This window comes from Siccibacter turicensis LMG 23730 (genome assembly GCF_000463155.2).
GTDB lineage: Bacteria > Pseudomonadota > Gammaproteobacteria > Enterobacterales > Enterobacteriaceae > Siccibacter > Siccibacter turicensis.
Map to the genome: position 1 here is coordinate 354094 of NZ_AWFZ01000028.1, position 26128 is coordinate 380221.

The following is a 26128-nucleotide window of genomic DNA, read 5'->3' on the forward strand; positions in this document are numbered from 1 at the left end:
TAATAGTAATGTAGTGTAGATGAGCGCGGTGTAAAGCGGCAATATATCCGGTAATGTAAAACGTTTTTTCAAACCGCTATCAACAAGTTAATAAATTAATGACTGACATACGCACCCGCTTTCTTGCAAACACAATGCTTGCATCTATCATTTTCAATAATAACGTTTTCAGTCACCTGCCTTTTTGAATACAGAATATATTCTGGTGACCCGGGCGCTCTGTTTAACCTTTTTTGTAAGGCGGATGCTGGATGCCTAAGTATTATTTCTCGCGATTTGAACAGCGAACGCCGCCTGAACCCCTGCATACTCCGCCGTGGATGATGCGCCTCTGGCAGGTGCTGGCGGTGGCCGGTCTGGTGCTCGGCGCCAACTACATTCGCTGGCGGTGGATGGAGTCGCTGAACATGGACGCGCTGTGGTACGCCGTCCCGCTGGCGCTGGCGGAGACCCTCGCCTGGATCGGGACGCTGCTGTTCACCATCAACATCTGGCAGGTTAAGGACCCCGAGTGCCCGCCGCCGCCGGACGACATCAACCAGTGTCTGCTCCCTCAGGATCGCGGCGACTCGCGTCCGCCCAAAGTCGATCTGTTTATTGCCACCTATTCGGAAGACGTGGAGCTGGTGCGGCTCTCGATTCAGGACGCGCTGAAGATGACCTACCCGGCGGAGATCGTCTACCGCGTTCACGTGCTCGACGACGGGCGGCGCCCGGAAATGCGCGCCGTGTGCGAGGAAGAAGGCGTGAACTACATCACCCGCGATAACAACATCGGCTATAAAGCGGGCAATATCCGTAACGGCATGGAGCACACCGACGGCGATTTTCTGATCATCTGTGATGCGGATACCCGCGTATTCCCGACCCTGCTGACCCATACGCTGGGCTATTTCCGCGATCCCGACGTCGCCTGGGTGCAGACCCCGCAGTGGTTTTTCGATCTCCCCGAGGGGGAGCGGCTTCACGCCTGGCTGAAGCGCAAAGCCGGGCTGCCGGGATACCTGTTTGGGCGCGCCACCGAAGGCATTTTCGGTCGGCTGACCATCGGCAGCGACCCGTTTTTCAACGATCCCCGCATGTTTTACGACGTCATCCTGCGCCGCCGCAACTGGGCCAACGCGGCCTTCTGCTGCGGCGCGGCGAGCGTTCATCGTCGCGAGGCGGTCATGCAGGCGGCGCTGCGCAGCTATGTCTTCACCGTAGAGGAGGAGATCGACCGCTATACCGCCACCATTCGCGATCCGGAAACCCGCGCAGCCCTGAGCCACGCCATGCTGCCCCATGTCATCAGCGACACCGAGCTGACCCCCTATAAGTTTCACGTGTCGGAGGATATCTACACCTCCATCGTGCTACACGGCGACAGCGAACGCCGCTGGCGCTCGGTGATGCACCCGACCATAGAATCGAAGATGCTCTCTCCGCAGGATCTGCTGACCTGGATGATTCAGCGCTTCAAGTATGCCGCCGGCTCGCTGGACATTCTGTTTCACGACAAGATATTCAGCCGCCGTCGCTTCAGCCTCAGCCCCGGTCAGACCCTGATGTACGCCACCACCTTCTGGTCCTATCTGGCCTGCATCTGGAACGCGGTGTTCCTGATTTCACCGCTGATCTACCTGTTTACCGGTATTCCGCCGGTGTCGGCCTACTCCACGCCGTTTTATCTCCACTTTCTGCCGTTCTTTATCGTCACCGAGCTGGCGTTTATGTTCGGCACCTGGGGTATTTCGGCCTGGGACGGGCGCGCCTCCTACCTGTCGTTCTTCTCGGTAAACCTGCGGGCGCTGAATACCGTGCTGCGCGGCGAGAAGATCAAGTTTGACGTTACGCCCAAAGAGCGGCAGACCGGGCGTTTCCTCTATCTCGTTAAGCCGCAGATCGCCATTGTGGTGCTCACCCTGCTGGGCCTTATCTGGGGCGGCATTCAGATAGCGCGCGGTCAGGTGGACGACCCGTCGGGCTACGTGATCAACATCTTCTGGGGCGGGGTGAACATTGCCGCCATGCTACCCATGATCATGGCCGCGATGTGGACGCCGCCTGAGACGCAGGAGGCGGAACACCCATGAGTATCCGGCACGGGATCCGCAGCGCACGCAGCTACCTGACGATTTTAATCGGCTTTATGATTGGCTTTGCTATTGTGCTGTGGGTGGAGCACCAGATGCCGAAGCGGATTGAGACCGCCGAAGGCATCGTACTGAGCAAAGATTTCCCGCCGCTCCCGGCGACGCGCGCCCTGACGCTGGATGAGGCGCTGTGGGCGCGGGTGGCGTGGCAGTATTTCGTCAACAATACCCAGCCCAACGGCCTGGTGAACGCCGAGGCCTCACAGCCGTGGTTCAGCCTGTGGAGCACTGGCAGCTACCTGCTGGCCACCCTCTCGGCCTATCAGTTGCATATCATTCCGCGCAGCGAGTTTGACGATCGCATCCTCAGCGCGCTGGAGACGCTGGGGGCGCTGCCGCTGCTCAAGGGCGGTCATCCCGCCACCTATTACCATGCGGAAACCCTGACCCCGGTGGCGCTCAACGGCGAGAACACCGGCTCGGCTATCGACATGGGGCGGCTGTTGATCCCGCTGCAAATCCTGCTCTGGCGCTATCCGGAGCATGCGGTGGCGGTGCGCCAGCTGCTGAGCAAATGGCACCTTGACGACCTGATCGCCGCCAGCGCTGCGCAGAACACTAACCTGCCGGTGACGCGCTGGGTGCTGCGCGCCGACGATGGCCGAAGCAGCTACGGCTACCGGCTCTACGCCAGCAACATGCTCCGCGCCATCAATACCGCCTCGGGCCTCGCCGTTACCCAGCCGCCGGACGGCCTCAAGCTGATCGAGATCGACAACATCATGGTGCCGGATGAAGGGCTGCGTACGCCCTGGGGTAAACAGCCGTCGCTGGTCACGCTGCCTTACGTGCTTACCGGGCTGGAGCAGGGCTTTGATGCGCGCAGCGGCGAGATCGCCTGGCGCATCATGCAGATCCTGCAAAAGCGCAGCCAGTATGAGGACCAGAGCGACACCATCAACACCGATTATGCCGAGCAGGCCCCGGACTATGCCGCCAGAAAGCCTGATCGCCAGCCGCTGACCCGTAACGCGTCAAACAGCCCGGTCGCCCCGGACAATAACCCGGCCGCCAGAGCGCTGCTCTCCACCCGCGGTGCCTTTGGCTGGTACGCGCTGTTCCGCAACGACTGGAGCGACGCCATGCGCCACCACATGCTGCCGATGCTGACGCCGGGCCAGGGCTGGAAGTCCGGGTACAACATCGACGGCAGCGTTAACCCAAAAATCGAAGCGGATACCAACGCCGTTATTCTCGAAAGCCTGAACTACATTGCCAGCGGACAGCTGCTCTGCCTGGGCTGCCTTTCCCGGCCCGCCGCGGCAGCCGCCGATGCTGAACCAGAAGGAGTAACACCAGAATGAGAGGCTTACTGCGACCATATGGGCTGCTGAGCGCCCTGCTTTTCTCGCTGCTGTTCACCCTTCCCGGCGCGCGGGCGGCCACCACGCTCCCGGCGTCCGACTACCCGGTCCGCCAGGGCGAGCTGACGCCGCGAGAAATGGCGGTGGCGAAAAACGCCTGGCAGTATTTCGTGGCCAACACCCAGCCCACTACCGGCCTCGTTAACGCGGTCAATAAATATCCCTCCACCACCATGTGGGACAGCGCCTCGTATCTGGCGGCGCTTACCGCCGCGCGTGAACTGAAGATCATCGATAAAGCCGAGTTTGACCGCCGCCTGCTGCAGTTTCTGGCGACGCTCAACAAGCTGACGCTGTTCCAGAATCAGGTGCCGAATAAGGCCTACAACACCATTACCGGGCAGAAGGTGGACTACCTGAACAAACCCGGCGAGATCGGGTTTTCCGCCATTGATATTGGCCGCATGATGCTGTGGCTGAAAATTCTCAAAGAGCGCTACCCGGAATACAGCAACAGCATTGATAACGTGGTGCTGGGCTGGGACTTCACCCACGTGGTGGACGACTGCGGCACCCTGACCGGCGCTTATGTGGACGGCCAGAAGAAGGTGCAGTACGTGCAGGAGGGGCGCCTCGGTTATGAGGAGTACGCCGCCGCGGGCTACCAGCTGTGGGGCTTTACCACCTGCCAGGCCAGCCGCCCGGAGCCTTACGCGCTGGCGGAGATCTACTGCGTACTGGTGCCGTATGATTCGCGCGACCCGCGTCTGACCCAGCAGCACAACTATGTGGTGACCGAATCGTATCTGCTGCACGGCCTGGAGATGGGCTGGGATAACGCCGACGACCGCGACGATGGCGTGAAAGACTACAGCCATCCGTGGATGAAAAACTTTGCCGACCGGGTGTATCAGGCCCAGGAGAACCGCTACACCATTACCGGCATGTTGACCGCGCGCTCCGAGCACCAGCTCGATAAAGCCCCCTACTTCGTCTACGACACTATTTTCAGCGACGGCTTTAACTGGAACACCATTACCGATAAAGGCCAGTACGTGCCTAACGTCGCCGCCGTCTCCCTTAAAGCGGCGCTCGGCATGTGGGCGCTGTGGGAGTCGCCCTACACCGACCGCCTGTTTGATGCCATTGAAAACGCCGACGAGCAGGGCAAGGGCTACTACGAAGGGCTGTATGAGAACGGCGACGGGCCGATCAAAGAGTTCACCGCCAACAACAACGGGATCATGCTCGAAGCCCTGCTGTTCAAGAAACAGGGCAAGCTGCTGCAGTTCGGCAGTAACGACCCGCGCAAGAAAAGCTACGCCCCCTCCATGTGGGAGAAGCGGCTGGTGGATACCTTTGAAGAGAACAATGGCCGCCGCAACCGCCCGTTCCTGGAGCCAACCCCCGGGATCAAAAACTGGTGCGAGCAGACCGGCACCGCCCTGCGTAGCGCCCCGGCATGCGGCGCCTGCAAATGCACGCGCTGCGACAGCAATGCGCCTGTGAAACTGCCTCCGGTAGCCGCGACATGCTTAAAACAGTAATCCGGCTACTGCTGGTCGCGATACTGGTTTTCGGCGCGTGGTTCCTGCTGCGCCAGGACGGCGCGGGATGGCGCTGGCTGGTCAACGGTGGCTGGCACACCACGGCCCGCGTCGGTGCGCTCAGCCCCGAGGAGCAGCGCTGGGCCAGCGTCGCCTGGCGCTATTTTGACAACAACACTCAGCCTCAGACCGGGCTGGTCAACGGCAGCGACAAGCGGCCGGTGGTCAGCGTCTGGCAGCTCGGCGATACGCTCATCGCCTTAACCGCCGCCAGACAGCTGGGCCTGGTGGATGACGTCACCTTCGATCAGCGCATTACCCGGCTGCTCGGCACGCTGAACCGCCTGATGCTCACCGGCGACAGCCTGCCCAACCTGCTCTACAACACCCAGAGCGGGGCGATGATCGACTACAGCAACCAGCCGCGGGTGCTGGGCTGGTCGTCACGAGAGATCGCCCGTCTGATGGTGGGCCTGCGGCTGGTGGCCGCCTGGCATCCGGAGTATGCCGAGTATCTGGAGCGCATTCTGCTGCGCTGGAACTTCTGTCGCATCGTCGATAAACAGGGGCAGCTCTTTGCCGGCGAGATGCAGCAGAACCAGCAGACGATCACCCGCCCGGAAGGCCGCCTCGGGGACAGCGAATACAGCGCGGCCGGATTCGGCGAGTGGGGCTTCGCTAACCAGCTGTCGCTGGCTCCGCCGGCGCAGCCGGTCATCATCTACGATCTCTCGCTGGACGTGGACGCCCGCGATCCGCGCACCACCTGGACCCCCTCCACCATCACCACCCTGCCCTATGTGCTGAGCGGTATGGAGTACGGCTGGGAGCTGCCCGGTGCCAGCCGGGATACCGTTCGCACCCTGCGCCACCGGGCCAGTGATGTTTACCGGGTGCAGGAGCGGCGCTGGCAGCAGGATAAGGTGCTGACCGCGCGCAGCGACTTCAACCTTGCCGAAGCCCCGTGGCACGTTAATGACACCATTTTCGCCAACGGCTACGCCTGGAACACCCTCGGAGATGACGGAAAATACTATCCGCGCCTCGCCCAGGTCTCGACCCGTGCGGTGTTTGGTCTGTGGGTGCTGTGGGATACCCCGTTTACCGATGCGCTGATGAAAATGACGCGGCTGCAGCAGGACAGCGAGCGCGGCTGGTATGAAGGCCGGGTAGAGAGCACCGGGGATTACAACCGGGCGATCACGCTTTCCACCAACGCCATGGTGCTGGAGGCGCTGTTCTACAAGGTTAACTATGGCCCGCTGCTGGGGGCGAAAACCCCGCGTCAGCCGGGCTACTTTTCACGCCAGATCGCGGACCCGTTCTCGCCCGCGCTGCAACGCTGCCTGCCGGAACCCCGGCTGACGTCCGCCGAACGGCGTAAGGAGAAGTGATGTCGCAAGGTAAAATGCCCCAGGAATTCGATGCGCTGCGCGCCGCGCTGCTGGTGTACGACGCCGAGGAGCGGCTGATCGCCTTCAACGCCCGCGTCGAAATCTTCTATCCCGGCATGGCGAACCGCATTGCCATCGGCATGACGCTCAGCGAACTGGCGGCCGGGTTTATCGCCTCGGCGTACATGTCTGACGACAGCCAGAATAAGCAGTCGATGATGAACAGCCTGCTGGCGCGCTGCCGCCTCGATAACCATAGCGAGCTGCGCGAGATGGCGGGCCGCACGCTCTTCGTTCAGCACACCCGCACGTCGGACGGCGGCATTATCAGCCTGCACACCGACCTGTCGGGGCTGGATCTCATCACCCGCTCACGCGAGCAGCTTCATCAGGATTTCCTGCTCGCTGCGGAATCGACCCTGATCGGCATCTGGGACTGGAACAAGCAGAGCGATCTGCTGCAGGTGAACGACGCGCTGCTGACGCTGCTGGGCTACCCGCGCGAAACCTGGCACTACGGCGGCTCGCTGTTCGATACCATCATTCACCCTGATGATCGCCTGGCGCTTAAGGAACTGCTGGTCAGCGCCAGCAATCAGCAACAGCCGGTGTTTGAACGCGAAATTCGCCTGTTGCACCGCAACGGCAGCTACCGCTGGATGCTGCTCTCCGGTCAGGTGATCAGCCTGAGCATTGCGGGGGAAACGCTGCGCGTCATCGGCACCTTACAGGACATCACCAAACGCAAAGAGGCCGAGCAGGTGTCGCTCCAGGCGGTCGCCGCGGCGCGGGCGGCTAACGAGGCCAAAAGCGCGTTTCTCGCCAACATGAGTCATGAAATTCGCACCCCGATGAACGGCATTCTGGGCATGACCCAGCTGTGCCTGGAGACGCCACTGAACGACGAACAGCGCGAATACATGACGCTGGTGCAGCACTCTGCACGGTCGCTGCTGCGCATCATCAACGACATTCTCGACTACTCGAAGATAGAAGCCGGCAAGATTGAGCTGGATGAAGAGCATTTTGCGCTGCGCCCCTTTTTGCAGTCGATGATGCGGGCGCTAATGCCCATCGCCTCGGACAAGGAGATCGAACTGCTGCTCAACATCGCCCCCGAGGTGCCGGAGACCCTGACCGCCGATAACGTCCGCCTGCGTCAGGTGCTGACCAATCTGGTGAGCAACGCCCTGAAGTTCACCCCGCGTGGCGAGGTGGAGCTGACGGTGTCACGCCCGGCGGACGACGCCTGCCTGCGCTTTCAGGTGCGCGATACCGGGATCGGTATCCCGGCCGACAAGCAGAGCCTGATCTTTGAATCCTTCAGCCAGGCGGACACCTCCACTACTCGCCGCTATGGCGGTACCGGCCTCGGGCTGACTATCTCCGCAAGGCTGGTGGAGATGATGGGCGGCGAGCTGAAGGTGGAGAGCGAACCGGGGCGCGGCAGCCTGTTTTACTTTACCCTGCTGCTGCCGGCGACGCCGGCGGTCAGCCCGGACGTGGTGCCAACCTCACTGCAGGGGGTTAAGGTGCTGGTGGTGGACGACAATGCCACCAACCGGCGACTGATGAGCGACATGCTGCACAACATGGGCATGATCGCCGACACCGCCGCCAGCGCCGATGACGCGCTGGCCCTGCTGAGCCAGTCGTCCCGCTACGCCCTGATCCTGCTTGATGCCCAGATGCCTGAGAAAGACGGCATGACGCTGGCGCGGGAGATCAGTGCCGATACCCGCCTGACGGGCAGCAAAATCGTGATGCTCAGCTCCATGAGCCGCTACATGGACGCCGGGCAGCTCAAGCGGCTCGGCATCCAGTATTTCCTGAGCAAGCCGGTGGATCGCACCGAACTGAAAGAGACGCTGCTGGCCGCCCTGGCCTGCGCGACGTCGCCCGCCGCCGCGCCACCGGCCACCCCGCAGCCGGACCCGGCACCGGCGCTCCCGACCAGCGGCGGGCTGCGGGTGCTGCTGGCGGAGGACAATCTGGTAAACCAGAAGCTGGCCGGTCACTTCCTGACCCGGCTCGGGCATGATTTTCAGGTGGTGGGCAACGGTCTGGAGGCGCTGGAGCAGCTCGACCACGGCCCCTGGGACGTCGTTCTGATGGATCTTCAGATGCCGGAGATGGACGGCGAGCGCGCCACGCGGATTATTCGCGAACGCGAGCAGGCCTGGCCGACCTGGGAACGGCAGCGCATTATCGCCATGACCGCCCACGCCATGAAGGGGGATAAGGAGTTTTGCCTCGCCAACGGGTTCGATGGCTATGTGGCGAAGCCGGTCACCCTGGAGATGCTGAACAGCGAGATTGAGCGGGTCATGGGGCTGAGCACCGGAGCGGAACCTACTCCCCCCGCGGCGGCGGACTCGCCCGATGCGGACGCGCTCTGCCAGCGCATCGGGGTGGATCGCCCGCTGCTTCAGGAGCTGCTCAGCCTGTTTGACGCGCATTTCACCGATACCGTCGAGGCGCTCGACGCCGCGCTGCACGCCGGGGATGGCCCTGCTGTCGCCCGTCTCTCTCACAAGCTGCGCGGCGAAGCGGGCACCTTTGGCTTCGACCAGCTGGTGACGGTGCTGCACCAGACCGAGGCGGCGGCGAAGCGCGGTGAGCCGCTGGACGCTGCGCATCTCAGCGGGCAGCTGTTACAGGCCTGCGAGGCGGTGTCCGTCCGCCTGCGCGAACTTCTGGAGAGCCTATGACGCGCCTCACCCTGCTGTTGAGTGCCCTGCTGGCCTTTCCGCTGTGGGCAACCGCCCAGCCGCTGCCGGTGAGCTGGTCGCTGGCAGGCCAGTGGCGCGCCCATGACGGCAACGATCCGGCGTTCGAAGGGTGGCGCGGGAGCGACGCTGCCTGGCGCACCCTGCGGGTGCCGGCCAACTGGTACAGCGCGGGCTGGGATCATCAGGGGGCGCTCTGGTATCGCACCGAATTTTCACTTCCGGCCCGGCCGGATGACACCCTGGCGACGCTGGAGTTTGATGGCGTCGACTACCTCGCGGACGTCTGGCTCAACGGGCAGCATCTGAAACAGCACGAAGGCTATTTCCAGCGTTTTGCGGTGGACGTCACCGACGCGCTACGCCACCGCAACCGGCTGGCGGTGAAGGTGGACAGCCCGTTTGAAGATCCAAAAACCGTCTGGCCGCTACACAAAAAACAGATGAAGGGCATTCTCAATCAGCACGACTCGCGCCCTGGCGGGGCCTGGTCGCCCCAGGGGCAGGACGCCAACTCCGGCGGCATCTGGGCGCCGGTGCGCCTGCGGTTAAGCCGCGCCGTGGCGATCGACCACCTTATCCTGCGCCCTGACTGGTCCCAGGGGCTCGGCAAGCCAGCGCTCAGCGCCGAGCTTATCTACCGCGCCCCCGCCGACGTGCAGGCTACCCTGACCCTGACGGCGGCACCGGATAACTTCGCCGGACAGCGCTACCAGCAGCCGTTCCCGGTGAACCTGCGCGCCACCGGCGACGCGCCTCAGCGCGTCAGGGTAACGCTGCCGATGCCGGACGCAAAGCTGTGGTGGCCGGTGGGTTACGGTGCGCCGCATCTCTATCAGGTGACCGCCACCCTGCGCGACGAGGCGGGGATAATGGATCGCCGCCGCAGCCGTACCGGCCTGCGCCAGGTGATTGAACAGCCCGACAATAAAGGCTGGACCGTCAACGGCACGCGGGTGTTTATCCGCGGCACCAACTACATCGGCTCCCCCTGGCTGAGCACCATGACCGCACGCCGCTACGCCCGGGATTTCGCGCTGGTCGAGGAGATGAACGCCAATGCCATTCGCGTTCACGGTCACGTGGCGAACCGCTCGCTCTACCAGCAGGCAGACGAGCGCGGGCTGATGATCTGGCAGGACGTGCCGCTGCAGTGGGGCTATGACGACAGCGCGGCGTTTGCGGACAACGCGGCGCGCCAGAGCCGTGAGATGGTGGAGCAGTTCGGCAACTCGCCGTCGGTGGTGGTGTGGGGCGGGCAGAACGAACCGCCGTTTAACTCCCCGTGGATGGAGAAGCGTTTCCCGGACTGGCATAAGGATCTCAACCGCGTGCTGATGCAGCGGGTTGCCGATGCGCTGGCGGAGGATAACACCCGCATCGTGCATCCCTACTCCGCCGTTGAAGAGCACTACTGGGCGGGCTGGTACTTCGGCACGCTGCAAAACCTGCTGGAGCCGGCAAAAACCGCCATCATCACCGAGTTTGGCGCCCAGGCGCTGCCGAACCTGAACACGCTGAAAACCATCATCCCGCGGGAGGCGTGGTGGCCCGCCAGCACCGATCCGGGCGACCCGAAATGGACGCGCTGGAAGTACCATAACTTCCAGCCGATCCAGACTTTCCAGAATGCGAAAGTGCCGCGCGGCGACACGATGGCGAGCTTTATCCGCAACACCCAGCAGTACCAGGCGGATCTGGTGGCGCTGGCCGCGGAGAGCTACCGCCGTCAGCGCTTTCAGCCGGTTACCGCCCTGTTCCAGTTTATGTTTGTCGAAACCTGGCCGTCGATAAACTGGGGGGTGGTGGACTATCTGCGCCAGCCCAAAGCGGGCTATTACGCACTGAAGCGCGCCTACCAGCCGCTGCTGCCCTCTATCGATCCGGTGAACGTGCAGTGGAAAGCCAACCAGCCGGGCGAGATCCACCTGTGGATCGTCAACGACCGTCACACGGCGACCGCCGATGCGCGTCTGGCGTGGCGCGTGACGCAGGGCGGAAACCCGCTGGCCCAGGGCGAACAGCCGGTCTCTATTCTGGCCGACAGCGGGCAGCAGATCGTCACCCTGAAGGTGACACCGCAGGGTAGCGCCCCGCTGCGGGTTGAGAGCCGGATCCTCGACGCCCGAGGGAAAAACCTGGCGACCAACCGGCTGCGCATTCCGGTGGCGGCCGACGAGTGACGGGGCGGTGCAACGCCGCCCCACCCTTGACATTGCCGGGTAAAGCAGGCAAGAATGCTGTACAAAAAAACAGTAAAGGCACTCTTATGTTCGTCGAACTCATTTACGATAAGCGCAACGTGGCAGGCTTACCCGGCGCGCGCGAGCTTATCCTTACCGAACTCACCAAGCGTATTCACCGCATTTTCCCCGACGCCGAGGTACGGGTTAAGCCGATGATGACCAATCCGGCTATCAATACCGATGCAACGAAAAATGAAAAGTCGATTATCAGCCAGGCGATTCAGGAGATGTTTGAAGAAGCCGATATGTGGCTGGTGGCGGAAGAGTAAACAGGCGCGGCCCCGCGCCTGAAGCACTACTTATTACGATGTGAAGCGTTTTCATCGGCCGCGTCATCCGGGCCCGGCGCTTCACCATGCTGATTCGGATTCCCCGTTACGCCCAGGTCATCTTCCTCATAGGCATTCCCGTGATTCGGTGCCGCTTCCGGCAACCCCTTATGCACTTCACCCTCTTTCTTACGCTCTTCGTTTGTGTCGTGGTTGAACATGGCTGCCTCCTCAGGATAGTGGTCCAGTAAGTTTAGCCGAGCCTCGCATTCGTGCCCGGCGTGTGCCTGTGGGTCACGCAGGAAGGCAGCCGGATGGCCGGCTACCTGAGCGTTATGCCGCGGACGCAGCGTCCTCGCCCTTCTCCCCAAAGCGCTCACGCATGTGGGTTTCGATCTGCTCCAGCGATTTGCCGCGGGTTTCCGGCAGCACCAGCAGAACAAACACCAGCGAAGCCACGTTGATGCCGGCAAAGATAAAGAACGCGTTGTTGCCCACCAGCGACAGCAGCGGCGGGAAGGCAAACGCGACCGCCGCGTTACATATCCACTGGAACGCCACCGCCGAGCCGGTTAACACCCCACGCACTTTCATCGGGAACAGTTCGGCCATCAACAGCCAGTACACCGGTGAGATGCACATCTGCATAAAGAACAGGAAGACCAGAATGCAGGCCAGCGCCAGCAGGCTCTGGGTCAGGTTCTGCGGCATAAAGACCAGCACCGCGCCGAGCGCCAGCTGCATGATGATGACCACCGACAGACCAGTCATCAGCATCGGGCGACGCCCGAAGTGGCTGATGGCTTTGATCCCGGCAAAGGTCGCCAGCACGGAGACCACGCCGTTACCGATGGTGGCGGCAATGGAGGCGCTGGTGCCAAGCCCTGTGCTTTTGAGGATGATTGGGGTGTAGTACATAAAGGCGTTCACCCCGGTAAACTGCAGCACGATACCCATACCGCAGCCCATCAGCAGCAGGCGCACCACCCATTTCTCCTTCAGCAGTTCACGCGCCGCCGGGCCCTGCCGCGCTTCGCGGGCGTTCTCCCGCATCTCCGCCATCTCTTTTTTAATCTCGCGCGGGTTTTCACGCAGCTTACGCAGAATGCGCAGCGCCTCGCTGAAGCGCCCTTCTGCCACCATCCAGTGCGGCGAAGCGGGCACGAAGAAGGTGCCGATAAACAGCAGCACGCCCGGCACCATCGCCAGCGCCAGCATATAGCGCCACATCTGCGGTTCGTGCAGCAGCAGGCTCATTGACGCACTCACGATATAGGCCAGCAGCTGGCCCGAGACGATCATCAGCTCGTTGCGGCTGACCAGCGGGGCGCGGCGCTTCGGCCCGGCAATCTCGGCGATAAACACCGGCACGGTCGACGATCCACCGCCGACGGCAATGCCGAGAATAAAGCGCATCACCACCATGATCTCGATATTGGGGGCAATCGTGGTGCCGAGCGCACCGGCGACAAACAGCAGCGCCAGGCTGCGCAGGGTAATACGGCGGCCGAAGCGGTCAGAGACATAGCCACTCAGGAAGGCACCGATGGCGGACCCGAACGTCAGGGATGAGGTAACCAGCCCTTCGGTGAACGGCGTCAGGCCAAGCCCGCCCTGTGAGGCGGGCAGCGTCATGTACGGCAGGGCGCCGGAGATGATGCCGGTATCGTAGCCGTACGCCAGCGCGCCCATGGTGGCGACTAGCACCACAAAGAACAGGCGCTGCTGCACGGTAAAGGTCAGCGACCCGCTGTCGTCTGACGGGGTCTGAGAAGGGTTTTGCATAGTGGCATCCATGTTTAACGACAAACACAGCACATCGCTGTGTAAAGAAAGGTATAAGTATAGGCATGAATTCAGAAATGGGATCCTAATCACAGACAGATTAAGTTTTACCAATAGCACTAATTACTGAAGCTGTGGTCGGCGTGGCCGATAACGCTTCTGCGTTGGGGAGATCGGTTCATTGATGAGGCTGATTCTCAACGTCGAGTTCTGACTGCGAACGGACCTGCTGTTTAGCCCTCTTTATGCATCACCTGCACATGCCATACGTAAATAACCCCAGGGAAAACAATAATATGTCTTTTGTTAAGACAATAAATAAACGCTTTTCAGGTATCCGTTTCGCTGGCGAGGCGCAGCCCGCCGATGGCATTTATGACTGTCGCACACTGCCGACGTCGCTGACTGACGCTGGCCTGCCGCGTCGCGCATCCGGCATCTTATTGACCTTCGTCCCGCCCGAGGCCGATTTTTATCAGGTCAGCCAGGCATGGTAGCGCTTCACTTCGGCGGATCTTACCGTCATTACCCTCTCCTCCAACGGCGCGCTGAGCGCCAGCGGCAGCCAGTCCACCTACTGTAAGGGTGACGGTCCGGAGGGAAGCTGGCTGTGGCTGCCCGACAGCCTGATTGCCGAACATGAAACCCACATCATCGATCTGCATCTGCAGGACACCACCAGCGCAACGGAACGCGTCGCCGCGATCCAGCGCGAGCTGGCAGCGATAAAGCTGCGCATGCCGCTCTCCGCCGACCGCACCTTCGCGATGATCTATTGCGACGGCCTGTCGGCGTCGGAAGGCTTCCTGATGCAGGCCTGGTATAACAGCGGGCTGTTTCCCTGCCTCGCTATCGGTGGCTCCGCCGGTGGCCGCGTAAGCTTTGACGGCACATGGATTGGCGTGGGTGGCCGGGTGCTGCAGGGCAAGGCCGTGATTGTTTTCTGCAAGATGGCGCCCGGCAAATCCTTCGCGCCCTTCAAAAGCCAGAACTTCAACGCCCTGAACAAGAGCTGGCTGATTGCGGAAGCCGATCCCATTACCCGTACCGTTACCTCCGTGTTCAACGCCCAGGGGCAGCAGCAGCGGTTTACCCAGGCGCTGGCGGAGCATCTTGGCTGCAGCGAGCAGCAGCTCAGCAAGGGCCTGACCGGCCTGACGTTTGCGGTGAAGGCCGGGGAGGAGTATTTCATTCGTTCGGTGGCGAAGATCGACAGCGGCTGCGTGACCTTCTTCTGCGATCTGGAGTTTGGCGACCGGCTGTTCCTGATGCAGGAAACCGACTTTAAACAGGCCACGCAGCAGGACTGGCAGCGGTTTACCGCCCGTTACGGAAAACCGGCGGCGATCATGATGAACGACTGTATTCTGCGCCGCGTCGGCAATGCCGACCAGCTGCATAATGCGCACTTCTTTAAGGGCATCCCGGCGGCGGGCTTCTCCAGCTTCGGCGAGATCCTTGGCGTGCCGATTAACCAGACGCTCTCCGCGCTGGTGTTCTTTAATCATGACGCGAAGGCGATGTCGCAGTTCCCGGTGGAGTACGCTGGCTATGCGGCGCACTACGCCCAGCGCGCGCTGCGCCGCTGGGAGGCGCTGAACCGCATCCAGACCCGGGTGCTGGATCGCGTAGTCTCCTATCAGGAGGAGCTGGCGCCTATCGTGCAGGCCCTGCCGGCGCTGGAAGCCGCCACCCAGAGCCAGGGCGAAGCGCTCAGCATGGCCGAAAGCAGCATTCGCGCCATCAGCGATATCGCCACCGAGAGCCAGCGGGCGCAGGGCCGTCTGGGTGAGGGGCTGGACGATCTGGAGAAGATCTCCAACGGCATCAACGTGATTACCCACGGCATCAGCAACATCGCGTTCCAGACCAATATTCTGGCGCTGAACGCCGCGGTGGAAGCCGCGCGCGCGGGCGAAGCGGGACGCGGGTTTGCCGTGGTAGCCGGTGAAGTGCGCCGTCTGGCCCATCTGTCCAAAGAGCAGGCGGAAGCGACCGCGGGAAACATCAACGATGCGGTGAGCACCATCTCGCGCATTCGCGGCGTGGCCAGCGATACCGTCGCCACCGCCACGGATATGGCGGAGCGCAGCATCCGTTCTGCCGATGCGATAGCGGAGATGAGCAATCAGACCCGCAACGAGCGCGCCGACATCGTTAAGCAGCTCGACAGCCTGCGCACCCTGACCGCCGGTATGGACGCCATGCAGGAAGCGGTGGCGCAGCTGAAGGTGCTGCAGGTGCTGTCAGCGGGCCGGTAGTTCTGCGGTTTTACTGAGCGTGAAATAAAAAACGGGAACCTTCGGGTTCCCGTTTGTGTATTGCGCAGAGGTAGAAATAACACGTTCACAATGAGCTTTTTAATATTATAGCAACGTAGCACCCTCTCTGGACGCTCAAACTGGTGAGTTATATTTTTCTGATAAATGATAAGCCTATGACGTAAACGACAACTTGTGGGATCGTTTTCCATATGATGCAAGTCGATTTTATTTATCATGCAATTCTCAAGATCACTTTTTTAACCTACATCTGGCATACTAGCGCTAAGAGTAACGAACGTAACTTTACTGTTCAGTTGGTAAAAATCTTGTTGAACTCAGAACGGCAGGTCACATCACTCGAATTTGAGTAACGACTATACTGAACCTGCCATCCAAATATAACAACATGTCTCATTGCATATGAACTTCTGAGTGCATAGTTGTTAATTGTACAAAACAATGTTAAATTAATAAAAAAAATACCAAGCAATCAACATGAGCACACAAAACATAAATAGTAAAAAGATCATTTCCGTGCATTACCTGCGGGGATTCGCATGCCTTTTTGTTGTACTAATGCATTATGGTTCATATATCCATAATAAATTCTTTTATGGCATATTTGGGGTAGACTTATTCTTTATAATCAGTGGATTTATTATAACACTCACTACTACTAAGAGTTCTCCATGCCTTCGATTCTTAAAAAAAAGGTTTATCCGTATCTATCCATCTTTTTTCATAGTATGGTTTATTGCAGTCTTAACGATCTATAATAATGAATCTTATACACAAATTATAAAATCGCTTTTTTTACTGCATAAAGACTATAACTGGCATTCCGCGCCTGGATTTGGATGGAATATGATAGGACCGCCATGGACACTTACCTATGAATTTTTATTTTATGGTATATTTGCATTAGCGATGGCTATTAGCCATAAGTATAGAGTAGTTATAGCTTCTTTTTTCATCATTTTAGCTGTTCTGTCACTTCAATATATATACAACGGCACAATAAACTTTGACTCCTATATTTCCGCAAAACTTCGCGTTGAAGATCTAAGGCAAATATTTATTAAATTAATGAGCACCACCATCTTATTCGAATTTGTAGCGGGAATGCTGATTGCATATAATTATCAGCGCATTAAACAAATGAACATCAAACACTCTCTGGTAACAGGAATGTTTTGCGTTATTATCTCCTTAAGTCTTTTTATATATAACCCCGACTGTGGCTTCGGTATGCATGGCTTTTTTTGGCATACTCTATTCCTCTTCATTGGATTCATTATGCTTGAACCAATAATATCAAGGTATCAGTTTGGCATATTTAATTTCTTGGGGGATATATCTTATACGTTATACCTGGTGCATTTCCCGGTTAAACTTGCATATGAAAAATACATCCCTGTAATAAAAGACAGTCATCATAATTTTGCGATATTCTCTCTTATACTAGCTACAAGTCTGGTGATCGCTACTCTACTACATAAGCTTGTCGAGGCGCCACTTATGAATATGCGTCCCACTCACGAAAAGTAACCTTTAGCATTGTTCAAAACCAGCGTCTTATTTTTGAAAACGCTGGTAATTTTTACCTGCGAATAAAATAAGCATTAACGCAAAAAACATCACTCTAAATATGCAAAAGATTTAAATACAATAAAGAAATGATAATTTTACAAACAATGTAGGATTACACCTTACAAGTAGCACAAATGGGAACAGGCTCAAATCAAGATAATCTCGATATTGATGGTGATGCTTTTCTCTGAGTATATATGAAGTGCTATGTTAAATTTACCCGGAAAATTTATTTTACAGTATTCCGTTTTATGCTGATTTTACATTTTTCAACAAATACTCTCGCGTTGAGAATATTTTCATAAGGATTTGATGTCCGGTAAGAATTTTTCTAACCAGTAAACGTGAGGGTTCAAAACTGAAGCGGCAAGTTAATTCATAAAAAAAAGTGATTTTGGCGACAGGTATCAGTTACGGCACTACACTACACATTACTTCAGGCAGGCTTAATTTAAAAAGTTAATACTAAGATATAATGAATCTTTTTTTAGAGAGTCGTGCGTTCAAAAGGCTATTGAATATCTTATCTGAGATTTTAAAAGTTTTACCAATCAAACTTCCACGAGCATTTCAAATGATAATAAAAACGGGAGCCCTTCGGCTCCCGTTGTCATATAACCCGGCAAGTGGATTACATGTTCGCGATGATCGCGTCGCCAAACTCTGAGCATTTCAGCAGATTAGCGCCTTCCATCAGGCGTTCGAAGTCATAGGTCACGGTTTTCGCGTTGATGGCGCCTTCCATACCTTTAACGATCAGGTCTGCGGCCTCGAACCACTCCATGTGACGCAGCATCATCTCGGCAGAGAGGATGATAGAGCCCGGGTTAACTTTGTCCTGACCGGCGTATTTCGGTGCAGTACCGTGGGTGGCTTCGAACAGCGCGCACTCGTCGCCGATGTTCGCGCCCGGTGCGATACCGATACCACCAACCTGCGCCGCCAGAGCATCAGAGATGTAGTCACCGTTGAGGTTCATACAGGCGATAACGTCGTACTCCGCCGGACGCAGCAGGATCTGCTGCAGGAAGGCGTCAGCAATCACGTCTTTCACCACGATCTCTTTACCGGTGTTCGGGTTCTTGATCTTCATCCACGGGCCGCCGTCAATCAGCTCGCCGCCGAACTCTTCTTTCGCCAGCTGGTAGCCCCAGTCTTTGAAAGCGCCTTCGGTGAACTTCATGATGTTGCCTTTGTGCACCAGGGTCAGGGAGTCGCGGTCGTTGGTGATCGCATACTCAATCGCAGCGCGCACCAGACGTTTGGTACCCTCTTCCGAGCACGGCTTGATGCCGATGCCGCAATGTTCCGGGAAGCGGATTTTCTTCACGCCCATTTCATCGCGCAGGAATTTGATCACTTTCTCCGCTTCCGCAGAGTCAGCTTTCCACTCGATACCGGCGTAGATGTCTTCGGAGTTCTCACGGAAGATAACCATGTCGGTCAGTTCCGGGTGCTTAACCGGGCTCGGGGTGCCCTGGTAGTAACGTACCGGACGCAGGCAGACATAAAGGTCCAGCTCCTGGCGCAGGGCAACGTTCAGGGAGCGAATACCGCCACCGACCGGGGTGGTCAGCGGGCCTTTGATGGCAACGCGGTAGTCACGGATCAGATCGAGGGTTTCAGCAGGCAGCCAGACGTCCTGGCCGTAAACGTGGGTGGATTTCTCACCGGTGAAAATTTCCATCCAGGAAATCTTACGCTCGCCCTTATAGGCTTTCTCAACGGCGGCATCGACCACTTTCAGCATCGCGGGGGTGACGTCCACACCGATACCGTCGCCTTCAATGAACGGGATAATCGGATTATTCGGAACGTTGAGCTTGCCGTTTTGCAGGGTGATCTTAGTACCTTCCGCCGGAACAACTACTTTGCTTTCCATTCACCTCTCCTTCGAGCGCTTCTGATAATGCTGCCTGTCATATTCACGCCTCAGATGCGTTGGCCCCATCGGCTACCCCGTAACCCGCTATTCCGGCCGGGAATCGCTCTCGTGCCGCCGTCCTGCAACGCGAATTGTTCAGCGCATATTTTTGTTAATGAATTGTAATGAGCCTGTCGATACTACCCTAAACTTCGCAACCATGCCAGGTACTCGTGATTCAGCTATAATGCGGCAATCCCCACTGACTGAAAATAGTATGTCCGGAACTTCTTTTAGAAATCACCGCGTTAAGCGATTCAGCTCACGACAAGATACGCGTCGTCAGCGCGACACCGGGCCGAAACGGCTCGTTCTGTTTAATAAACCCTACGATGTGCTGCCGCAGTTCACCGACGAGGCCGGGCGCGCCACGCTGAAGGACTACATTCCGGTGGCCGGGGTCTACGCCGCCGGTCGGCTTGACCGCGACAGCGAAGGGCTGCTGGTGTTGACCAACGAGGGGGCGCTTCAGGCGGCACTGACCCAGCCGGGCAAGCGCACCGGAAAAATCTACTTCGTGCAGGTGGAAGGCGAGCCCACGCCGGAGGCGATGGCGGCCCTACGCACCGGGGTGACGCTAAACGACGGGCCAACCCTGCCCGCCGGGGTTGAGCGCGTGGAGGAGCCGGACTGGCTATGGCCGCGCACGCCGCCGGTGCGCGAGCGCAAATCCATTCCCACCGCCTGGCTGAAAATCACGCTGTATGAAGGGCGCAATCGCCAGGTGCGGCGTATGACCGCGCACGTCGGCTTCCCTACCCTGCGTCTGATTCGCTATGCCATGGGACCCTATACCCTCGACAATCTCGCCAGCGGCGAGTGGCGCGACGTCCCGCTAACCAAGGAGTAACGATGTTTAAACCGCATGTCACCGTCGCCTGCGTGGTTCACGCCGCCGGAAAATTTCTGGTGGTGGAAGAGACCGTCAACGGTAAAGCGACCTGGAACCAGCCCGCGGGCCATCTGGAAGCGGACGAAACCCTGCTCGAGGCCGCCAGCCGCGAGCTGTACGAAGAGACCGGCATTGTCGCCGCGCCGCAGAGCTTTGTGCGCATGCACCAGTGGATCGCCCCGGACCGCACGCCGTTTCTGCGTTTCCTGTTCGCCCTTGACCTGGACGCGCCCTGCGAAACCACGCCTCATGACGACGACATCGATCGCTGCCTGTGGGTGAGTGCCGATGAGATCCTGAACGCCACTCACCTGCGCTCGCCGCTGGTGGCGGAGAGCATCCGCTGCTGGCAGGAGGGAACCCGCTATCCGCTCTCGGTCATTGGCGCCTTCAACTGGCCGCTGCACCAGGCGTAACCGCCTTCAGAAAGTAAATTGTTTCGCCGCGAAATAATTAACGGCAGCTTAACATGCTGCCGCTCACCGCTACAGTAAGCACCTTCCTCTTCCGCCGCCTCACTTCCCGGCGCGCCCTGCTGTTTGGTCGCGAAAGCGCCTGTTTTTATGCCAGCCCCGGCGCGCTACACGGTATTAAAGAACAAAACCGCCACGCCGATAGAGCATTGACCAGGAGGCTCTATACGAAGGGACAGTGATGATTTTTTGTGGTGGATCCTGAGGAGCCGTGATGGCCAGACAATCCGTATCTAAAAAGATGAGTACCCGCACGCAAATGCTGCTGACCGGCGCCTTAACCATCACGCTGGGGTTTGTGGTAACCATCGGCGTGCTGAGCTGGCAGTCGAGCAACGAGCAAAAATCTCTGGCGGAAAGCTATCTGAAGCAGATAGCCCAGAGCGAGGCGCTGAAGATTCAGCAGGAGTTAAATTACGCCCGGGACGTGGCGCATAACCTTGGTCACAGTCTGGCGGCCCTGCCCCGCGCCGGCGTGACCGACCGTAAAGTTGTCGATAAGGTGCTCGAAGGGGCGCTGCGCGACAATCCGGATTACCTCTCTGTTTCGGTTATCTTCGAAGAGAACGCCTTTGATGGACAGGATGCGGCGTTTGACGGCCAGCCAGGCCAGGCGCCAAAAGGCCGCTACGCCTTCTTCGTCGACAGCGATCAGGCGGGCAACTATCAGCTTCATCCGCTGCTCTCCTACACCACCCCAGGCCAGGGCGACTACTACCTGGTCCCGCAGAAAACCCAGAAAGATACGCTGATCGAGCCCTACAGCTACAGCTATAACGGCGTGCCCACGCTGCTGACCTCGGTGGCGGCGCCCATTGTGACCGACGGCAAACTGCAGGCGGTGGTGACGTCTGATATCTCGCTGGCCCTGCTGCAGCAGAAAGTGAACCAGATTAAACCCTGGGACGGCGTCGGCTACGCCATGCTGCTCTCGACCACCGGCAAAGTGATCTCATACCCGGACAAATCCCTGACCAGCAAGCCGTTCCCCGGCAAGACCGACGGCTACAGCGCCGCTGTGGTAGAGCAACGCGATCCCATTTTGGGCGAGGAGGCGCTGGTAACGTGGCAGCCGGTGACCATCGGCAACAGCACCGACAAATGGTATCTGGGCATCGTGGCCCCGGTCAGCCAGGTCATGGCGGCCGCTAACCGCCAGCTGATCAACGCCATTGTGCTGATGGTAGTGAGCATTCTGCTGGTGAGCGCGCTGCTGGGGCTGGTCTTTAGCCGCAAGGTGCTGAAACCACTGGGCGGTGAACCGCTGGAAGCGGCAACCATCGCGCTGGCAGTGGCCGACGGCAAGCTGGACAACGGTATCCCGGTCAAAGCGGGGGATCGCGGCAGCCTGTTCTACGCGCTGCACACCATGCAGGCACAGCTGCGCGGGATTGTCGGGCAGATTAAAGAGGCCAGCGACTCCGTGCGCCAGGGCGCCGGGGAGATCGTCAGCGGCAACATCAACCTCTCGTCACGCACCGAGCAGCAGGCGGCGGCGCTGGAGCAGACCGCTGCCAGCATGGAGCAGATCAGCGCCACCGTGAAGCACAACGCCGCCAACGCGCACCATGCGACCGAACTGACCGCCAACGCCACGCAGATTGCCAGCCGCGGCGAGGCGCTGGTCGGCCAGGTGGTGCAGACCATGGCGCAGATCGACGACAGCGCGAAGAAGATCGGGGATATCACCACCATGATCAACAGCATCGCCTTCCAGACCAATATCCTGGCGCTCAACGCCGCGGTAGAGGCGGCGCGTGCCGGTGAACAGGGCCGCGGTTTCGCGGTGGTGGCCAGCGAAGTGCGCAGCCTTGCGCAGCGCAGCGCCAACGCGGTGAAAGAGATTGCCGGGTTGATTGAAGAGTCGAGCCAGCGCGTGGAAAACGGCGTTCAGCTGGTGAACGACGCCGGGAAAACCATGCAGGAGATGACGCAGGCGGTGAATTCGGTGCAGGTCATCATCGGCGAAATCGTCAGCGCGTCGGATGAACAGTCGAAGGGCATCAGCCAGGTGACCATCGCCGTTAACGAGATGGATGGCGTCACCCAGCAGAACGCCGCGCTGGTGCAGCAGATGGCCGCCGCCGCTACCTCGCTGGAGGAGCAGGCCCAGCAGCTGGCGCAAACCGTCGAGCAGTTCAGCCTCGACGAACGCGCCGCGTAACCCCCACACAGGGCGCACTCGCGCCCTGCTTCACCCTGCCCGCCGCGCCGCGATGCGCTGACGGGCAGCGCTGTTTTTTGCCATTCGCGGCATTTCCTGGCGCTTCGGGGCAAACCCGGCGCGCGCAGGGGGTGTTTGCGCCGCCAGCGCGTGATAGAATACGCCGCCTTGTTGTTCAATGTCGTGAGTATTCCATGTCTGAAAGCCCAAAAAAAGTGATCGTCGGCATGTCCGGCGGTGTCGATTCCTCCGTTTCCGCTTACCTGCTGCAACAGCAGGGCTATAAGGTGGAAGGCCTGTTCATGAAGAACTGGGAAGAGGACGACGGCGAGGAATATTGTACTTCCGCAGAGGATCTTGCCGATGCGCAGGCGGTCTGTGACAAGCTCGGGATTGAACTGCACACCGTCAATTTTGCCGCAGAGTACTGGGATAACGTCTTCGAGCACTTCCTCGAAGAGTACAAGGCTGGCCGCACGCCGAACCCGGATATTCTGTGCAACAAAGAGATCAAATTTAAAGCCTTCCTTGAGTTCGCCGCCGAAGATCTCGGGGCCGACTTCATCGCCACCGGGCACTACGTGCGCCGCGCCGACGTTGACGGCAAAAGCCGCCTGCTGCGCGGGGTGGACAACAACAAGGATCAGAGCTATTTCCTCTATACGCTCAGCCACGAGCAGATCGCCCAGAGCCTGTTCCCGGTCGGCGAGCTGGAAAAACCGGAGGTGCGCCGCATCGCCGAACAGCTCGACCTGGTCACCGCGAAGAAAAAAGACTCCACCGGCATCTGCTTTATCGGCGAGCGCAAGTTCCGCGACTTCCTCGGACGCTACCTCCCTGCCCAGCCGGGCCGCATTGTCACCGTTGACGGTGAAACCATCGGCGAACATCAGGGCCTGATGTATCACACCCTCGGCCAGCGCAAGGGGCTGGGCATTGGCGGCACTAAAGAGGGCAGTGACGATCCGTGGTACGTGGTGGACAAAGACGTTGAAAACAACATCCTGATTGTCGCCCAGGGCCACGATCACCCGCGCCTGATGTCGGTCGGGCTTATCGCCCAGCAGCTGCACTGGGTGGATCGCGAAAGCTGGACCGCGGAGAGACGCTGCACCGTGAAAACCCGCTATCGCCAGGCCGATATCCCCTGCACCGTGATCCCGCTTAGTGATGACCGCATCGAAGTGCGCTTCGACGAGCCGGTCTCTGCGGTCACGCCGGGCCAGTCCGCGGTGTTTTATGACGGTGACGTCTGCCTCGGCGGCGGCATCATTGAGCAGCGCCTGCCGCTGCCGGTATAACCAGCGTTTTCTACTTTATTTACGCGGCTTGCCGTCGCAGGGCGGCGGCATAACGGGCGCGGTCAGAACAAGGAGTTTGCGTGGCGAAGAACTATTACGACATCACCCTGGCGCTGGCGGGCATCTGCCAGTCGGCCCGTCTGGTGCAGGAGCTGGCGCATCAGGGCCATTGCGATACCGATGCGCTGCACGTTTCGCTGCAGAGCGTGATTGACCAGAACCCCGACTCCACCCTCGGTGTGTTCGGCGGTCGCGAAGCCAACCTGAAGCTGGGTCTGGAGACCCTGATCGGCGTGCTCAACGCCGGCAACCGCCAGGGCTTAAACGCCGAGCTGACCCGCTACACTCTGAGCCTGATGGTGCTGGAGCGTAAGCTTGCCGGCGCGAAAGGCGCGATGGACACCCTCGGCAACAGCATCAACGGGCTGCACCGCCAGCTCGACCATTTCGATCTGGAGTCCGACACCCTGCTGAGCGCCATGGCCGGGATTTATGTCGACGTGATTAGCCCACTCGGCCCGCGTATCCAGGTTACCGGCTCGCCGGCGGTGCTGCAAAGCCCGCAGGTGCAGGCCAAAGTCCGCGCCACGCTGCTGGCCGGCATCCGCGCCGCGGTGCTCTGGCATCAGGTCGGCGGCGGTCGTTTACAGCTTATGTTTTCCCGTAGTCGCCTGACCACTCAGGCCAAAAATATTCTCGCTCACTGTTAACCTCCCGGAGTTGTGACCTATGGAATTATCCTCCCTGACCGCCGTTTCCCCTGTCGATGGACGCTACGGCGATAAAGTCAGCGCGCTGCGCGCTATTTTCAGCGAGTTCGGCCTGCTGAAATTCCGCGTAGAGGTTGAAGTACGCTGGCTGCAGAAGCTGGCCGCGCACGCCGCGATCAAGGAAGTTCCTGCTTTGCCTCAAGAAGCAAACGATTACCTGGACGCTATCGTGGCGCAGTTTACTGAGGAAGATGCCGCGCGCATTAAAACCATCGAGCGCACCACCAACCACGACGTGAAAGCGGTTGAGTATTTTCTGAAGGAAAAAGTGGCGTCGATCCCTGCGCTGCACGCGGTCACCGAGTTTATCCACTTCGCCTGTACCTCCGAAGATATCAATAACCTCTCCCATGCGCTGATGCTGAAAACCGCGCGCGAGGACGTGGTGCTGCCCTACTGGCGCAAGCTTATCGACGGCGTGAAGGATCTGGCGCACCAGTACCGCGATATCCCGCTGCTGTCGCGCACTCACGGTCAGCCGGCTACCCCATCGACCATGGGTAAAGAGATGGCAAACGTGGCGTACCGTATGGAGCGTCAGTACCGCCAGCTCGGCCAGGTGGAGATCCTCGGCAAAATCAACGGCGCGGTCGGAAACTACAACGCCCACATTGCCGCTTACCCGGAAGTGGACTGGCACCAGTTCAGCGAAGAATTTGTGACCTCGCTGGGCATCCAGTGGAACCCGTACACCACCCAGATTGAGCCGCACGACTACATCGCCGAACTGTTCGACTGCATCGCGCGCTTTAACACCATCCTCATCGACTTCGACCGCGACGTCTGGGGCTACATTGCGCTGAACCACTTCAAGCAGAAAACCATCGCCGGCGAAATCGGCTCCTCGACGATGCCGCACAAGGTCAACCCGATCGACTTCGAGAACTCAGAAGGCAACCTCGGCCTGTCCAACGCGATGCTGCAACATCTGGCGAGCAAACTGCCGGTCTCCCGCTGGCAGCGCGACCTCACCGACTCTACCGTGCTGCGTAACCTCGGCGTGGGTATCGGCTATGCGCTGATCGCCTACCAGTCGACCCTGAAAGGGGTGAGCAAGCTGGAAGTGAACCGCGATCGTCTGCTGGACGAGCTGGATCATAACTGGGAAGTGCTGGCGGAGCCGATCCAGACCGTGATGCGCCGCTACGGCATCGAGAAGCCGTACGAGAAGCTGAAAGAGCTGACCCGCGGCAAGCGCGTGGATGCCGAAGGCATGAAGCAGTTTATTGACGGTCTGGCGCTGCCGGAGGAGGAAAAAACCCGCCTCAAAGCGATGACCCCGGCAAACTACATTGGTCGCGCCATCCAGATGGTTGATGACCTGAAGTAATGTCCCGCCCC

At 59.2% G+C, this 26128-nt stretch carries 17 protein-coding genes and 1 pseudogene; 15 read left to right on the forward strand and 3 right to left on the reverse strand.

The genetic code is table 11. The features are described from left to right. Positions 1–251 precede the first annotated feature (251 nt). From DW58_RS06110 to DW58_RS06140, 7 genes are all read left to right on the forward strand, one after another. Positions 252–2075, forward strand: a complete 1824-nt coding sequence (locus tag DW58_RS06110; RefSeq protein ID WP_024549179.1) for a glycosyltransferase family 2 protein — start codon at positions 252–254, stop codon at positions 2073–2075. Beyond that, positions 2072–3439, forward strand: coding sequence for a DUF3131 domain-containing protein (locus DW58_RS06115; protein ID WP_024549178.1), 1368 nt, complete (start codon positions 2072–2074; stop codon positions 3437–3439). The genes DW58_RS06110 and DW58_RS06115 overlap by 4 nt, the downstream gene beginning before the upstream one ends. Continuing rightward, the gene (locus DW58_RS06120; protein WP_024549177.1) at positions 3436–4986 is read left to right on the forward strand and encodes a DUF3131 domain-containing protein; all 1551 of its coding nucleotides are present in this window, start codon (positions 3436–3438) and stop codon (positions 4984–4986) included. The genes DW58_RS06115 and DW58_RS06120 overlap by 4 nt, the downstream gene beginning before the upstream one ends. Next, on the forward strand, positions 4971–6380 hold the full coding sequence (locus tag DW58_RS06125) for a DUF3131 domain-containing protein (protein WP_024549176.1): 1410 nt from the start codon (positions 4971–4973) through the stop codon (positions 6378–6380). Before DW58_RS06120 ends, DW58_RS06125 begins: the two co-directional genes overlap by 16 nt. Next, positions 6380–9091 carry a hybrid sensor histidine kinase/response regulator gene (locus DW58_RS06130; RefSeq protein WP_024549175.1) on the forward strand — a complete coding sequence of 904 codons (2712 nt, stop codon included), beginning with the start codon at positions 6380–6382 and terminating at the stop codon, positions 9089–9091. The genes DW58_RS06125 and DW58_RS06130 overlap by 1 nt, the downstream gene beginning before the upstream one ends. Next, positions 9088–11292: a glycoside hydrolase family 2 protein gene (locus DW58_RS06135; RefSeq protein WP_024549174.1), complete on the forward strand. Its 2205-nt coding sequence runs from the start codon at positions 9088–9090 to the stop codon at positions 11290–11292. The genes DW58_RS06130 and DW58_RS06135 overlap by 4 nt, the downstream gene beginning before the upstream one ends. An 86-nt stretch (positions 11293–11378) precedes the next feature. After that, on the forward strand, positions 11379–11624 hold the full coding sequence (locus DW58_RS06140; RefSeq protein ID WP_024549173.1) for a DinI family protein: 246 nt from the start codon (positions 11379–11381) through the stop codon (positions 11622–11624). A 26-nt stretch (positions 11625–11650) separates the two neighbouring features. Here the strand turns inward: DW58_RS06140 and DW58_RS06145 are convergent, their stop codons facing one another. Next, complete coding sequence (locus tag DW58_RS06145; protein WP_024549172.1) at positions 11651–11845, reverse strand: hypothetical protein; 195 nt, start codon at positions 11843–11845, stop codon at positions 11651–11653. A 112-nt stretch (positions 11846–11957) separates the two neighbouring features. Then, positions 11958–13409 carry a sugar porter family MFS transporter gene (locus DW58_RS06150; protein WP_024549171.1) on the reverse strand — a complete coding sequence of 484 codons (1452 nt, stop codon included), beginning with the start codon at positions 13407–13409 and terminating at the stop codon, positions 11958–11960. 296 nt (positions 13410–13705) lie between these two features. On the opposite strand from DW58_RS06150, the pseudogene DW58_RS06155 reads away from it, so the two are divergent. Further along, positions 13706–15670, forward strand: a pseudogene (locus DW58_RS06155) (methyl-accepting chemotaxis protein). Between the two features lie 498 nt (positions 15671–16168). Further along, positions 16169–17221 carry an acyltransferase family protein gene (locus tag DW58_RS19970; RefSeq protein WP_071789260.1) on the forward strand — a complete coding sequence of 351 codons (1053 nt, stop codon included), beginning with the start codon at positions 16169–16171 and terminating at the stop codon, positions 17219–17221. Between the two features lie 673 nt (positions 17222–17894). On the opposite strand, the gene icd is transcribed toward DW58_RS19970, so the two are convergent. Then, complete coding sequence (gene icd / locus DW58_RS06165) at positions 17895–19145, reverse strand: NADP-dependent isocitrate dehydrogenase (protein ID WP_024549169.1); 1251 nt, start codon at positions 19143–19145, stop codon at positions 17895–17897. Positions 19146–19374: 229 nt separating this feature from the next. Here icd and rluE point away from each other — a divergent pair, with 229 nt between their 5' ends. The 6 genes from rluE (at position 19375) to purB (ending at position 26117) form a co-directional block, all read left to right on the forward strand. Further along, the gene (rluE, locus tag DW58_RS06170; protein ID WP_024549168.1) at positions 19375–20037 is read left to right on the forward strand and encodes a 23S rRNA pseudouridine(2457) synthase RluE; all 663 of its coding nucleotides are present in this window, start codon (positions 19375–19377) and stop codon (positions 20035–20037) included. A 2-nt stretch (positions 20038–20039) separates the two neighbouring features. Further along, positions 20040–20495, forward strand: coding sequence for an NUDIX hydrolase (locus DW58_RS06175; protein WP_024549167.1), 456 nt, complete (start codon positions 20040–20042; stop codon positions 20493–20495). Between the two features lie 271 nt (positions 20496–20766). Further along, positions 20767–22716 (forward strand): methyl-accepting chemotaxis protein, encoded by a 1950-nt coding sequence (locus tag DW58_RS06180; protein ID WP_024550566.1) that lies wholly within the window; start codon positions 20767–20769, stop codon positions 22714–22716. Between the two features lie 158 nt (positions 22717–22874). Next, positions 22875–24017, forward strand: coding sequence for a tRNA 2-thiouridine(34) synthase MnmA (gene mnmA, locus DW58_RS06185; protein WP_268873222.1), 1143 nt, complete (start codon positions 22875–22877; stop codon positions 24015–24017). 80 nt (positions 24018–24097) lie between these two features. After that, entirely contained in the window at positions 24098–24727 is a 630-nt protein-coding gene (gene hflD, locus DW58_RS06190; RefSeq protein WP_024550564.1) for a high frequency lysogenization protein HflD, read from the forward strand. A gap of 19 nt (positions 24728–24746) precedes the next feature. Continuing rightward, on the forward strand, positions 24747–26117 hold the full coding sequence (purB, locus tag DW58_RS06195) for an adenylosuccinate lyase (RefSeq protein WP_024550563.1): 1371 nt from the start codon (positions 24747–24749) through the stop codon (positions 26115–26117). Positions 26118–26128: the final 11 nt, after the last annotated feature.

Bases quoted from the DNA above. Each gene is read 5' to 3' on its own strand.
- DW58_RS06110 (WP_024549179.1), top strand. From the start codon at position 252: ATGCCTAAGTATTATTTCTCGCGATTTGAACAGCGAACGCCGCCTGAA.
- DW58_RS06115 (WP_024549178.1), top strand. From the start codon at position 2,072: ATGAGTATCCGGCACGGGATCCGCAGCGCACGCAGCTACCTGACGATT.
- DW58_RS06120 (WP_024549177.1), top strand. From the start codon at position 3,436: ATGAGAGGCTTACTGCGACCATATGGGCTGCTGAGCGCCCTGCTTTTC.
- DW58_RS06125 (WP_024549176.1), top strand. From the start codon at position 4,971: ATGCTTAAAACAGTAATCCGGCTACTGCTGGTCGCGATACTGGTTTTC.
- DW58_RS06130 (WP_024549175.1), top strand. From the start codon at position 6,380: ATGTCGCAAGGTAAAATGCCCCAGGAATTCGATGCGCTGCGCGCCGCG.
- DW58_RS06135 (WP_024549174.1), top strand. From the start codon at position 9,088: ATGACGCGCCTCACCCTGCTGTTGAGTGCCCTGCTGGCCTTTCCGCTG.
- DW58_RS06140 (WP_024549173.1), top strand. From the start codon at position 11,379: ATGTTCGTCGAACTCATTTACGATAAGCGCAACGTGGCAGGCTTACCC.
- DW58_RS06145 (WP_024549172.1), bottom strand. From the start codon at position 11,845: ATGTTCAACCACGACACAAACGAAGAGCGTAAGAAAGAGGGTGAAGTG.
- DW58_RS06150 (WP_024549171.1), bottom strand. From the start codon at position 13,409: ATGCAAAACCCTTCTCAGACCCCGTCAGACGACAGCGGGTCGCTGACC.
- DW58_RS19970 (WP_071789260.1), top strand. From the start codon at position 16,169: ATGAGCACACAAAACATAAATAGTAAAAAGATCATTTCCGTGCATTAC.
- icd (WP_024549169.1), bottom strand. From the start codon at position 19,145: ATGGAAAGCAAAGTAGTTGTTCCGGCGGAAGGTACTAAGATCACCCTG.
- rluE (WP_024549168.1), top strand. From the start codon at position 19,375: ATGCGGCAATCCCCACTGACTGAAAATAGTATGTCCGGAACTTCTTTT.
- DW58_RS06175 (WP_024549167.1), top strand. From the start codon at position 20,040: ATGTTTAAACCGCATGTCACCGTCGCCTGCGTGGTTCACGCCGCCGGA.
- DW58_RS06180 (WP_024550566.1), top strand. From the start codon at position 20,767: ATGGCCAGACAATCCGTATCTAAAAAGATGAGTACCCGCACGCAAATG.
- purB (WP_024550563.1), top strand. From the start codon at position 24,747: ATGGAATTATCCTCCCTGACCGCCGTTTCCCCTGTCGATGGACGCTAC.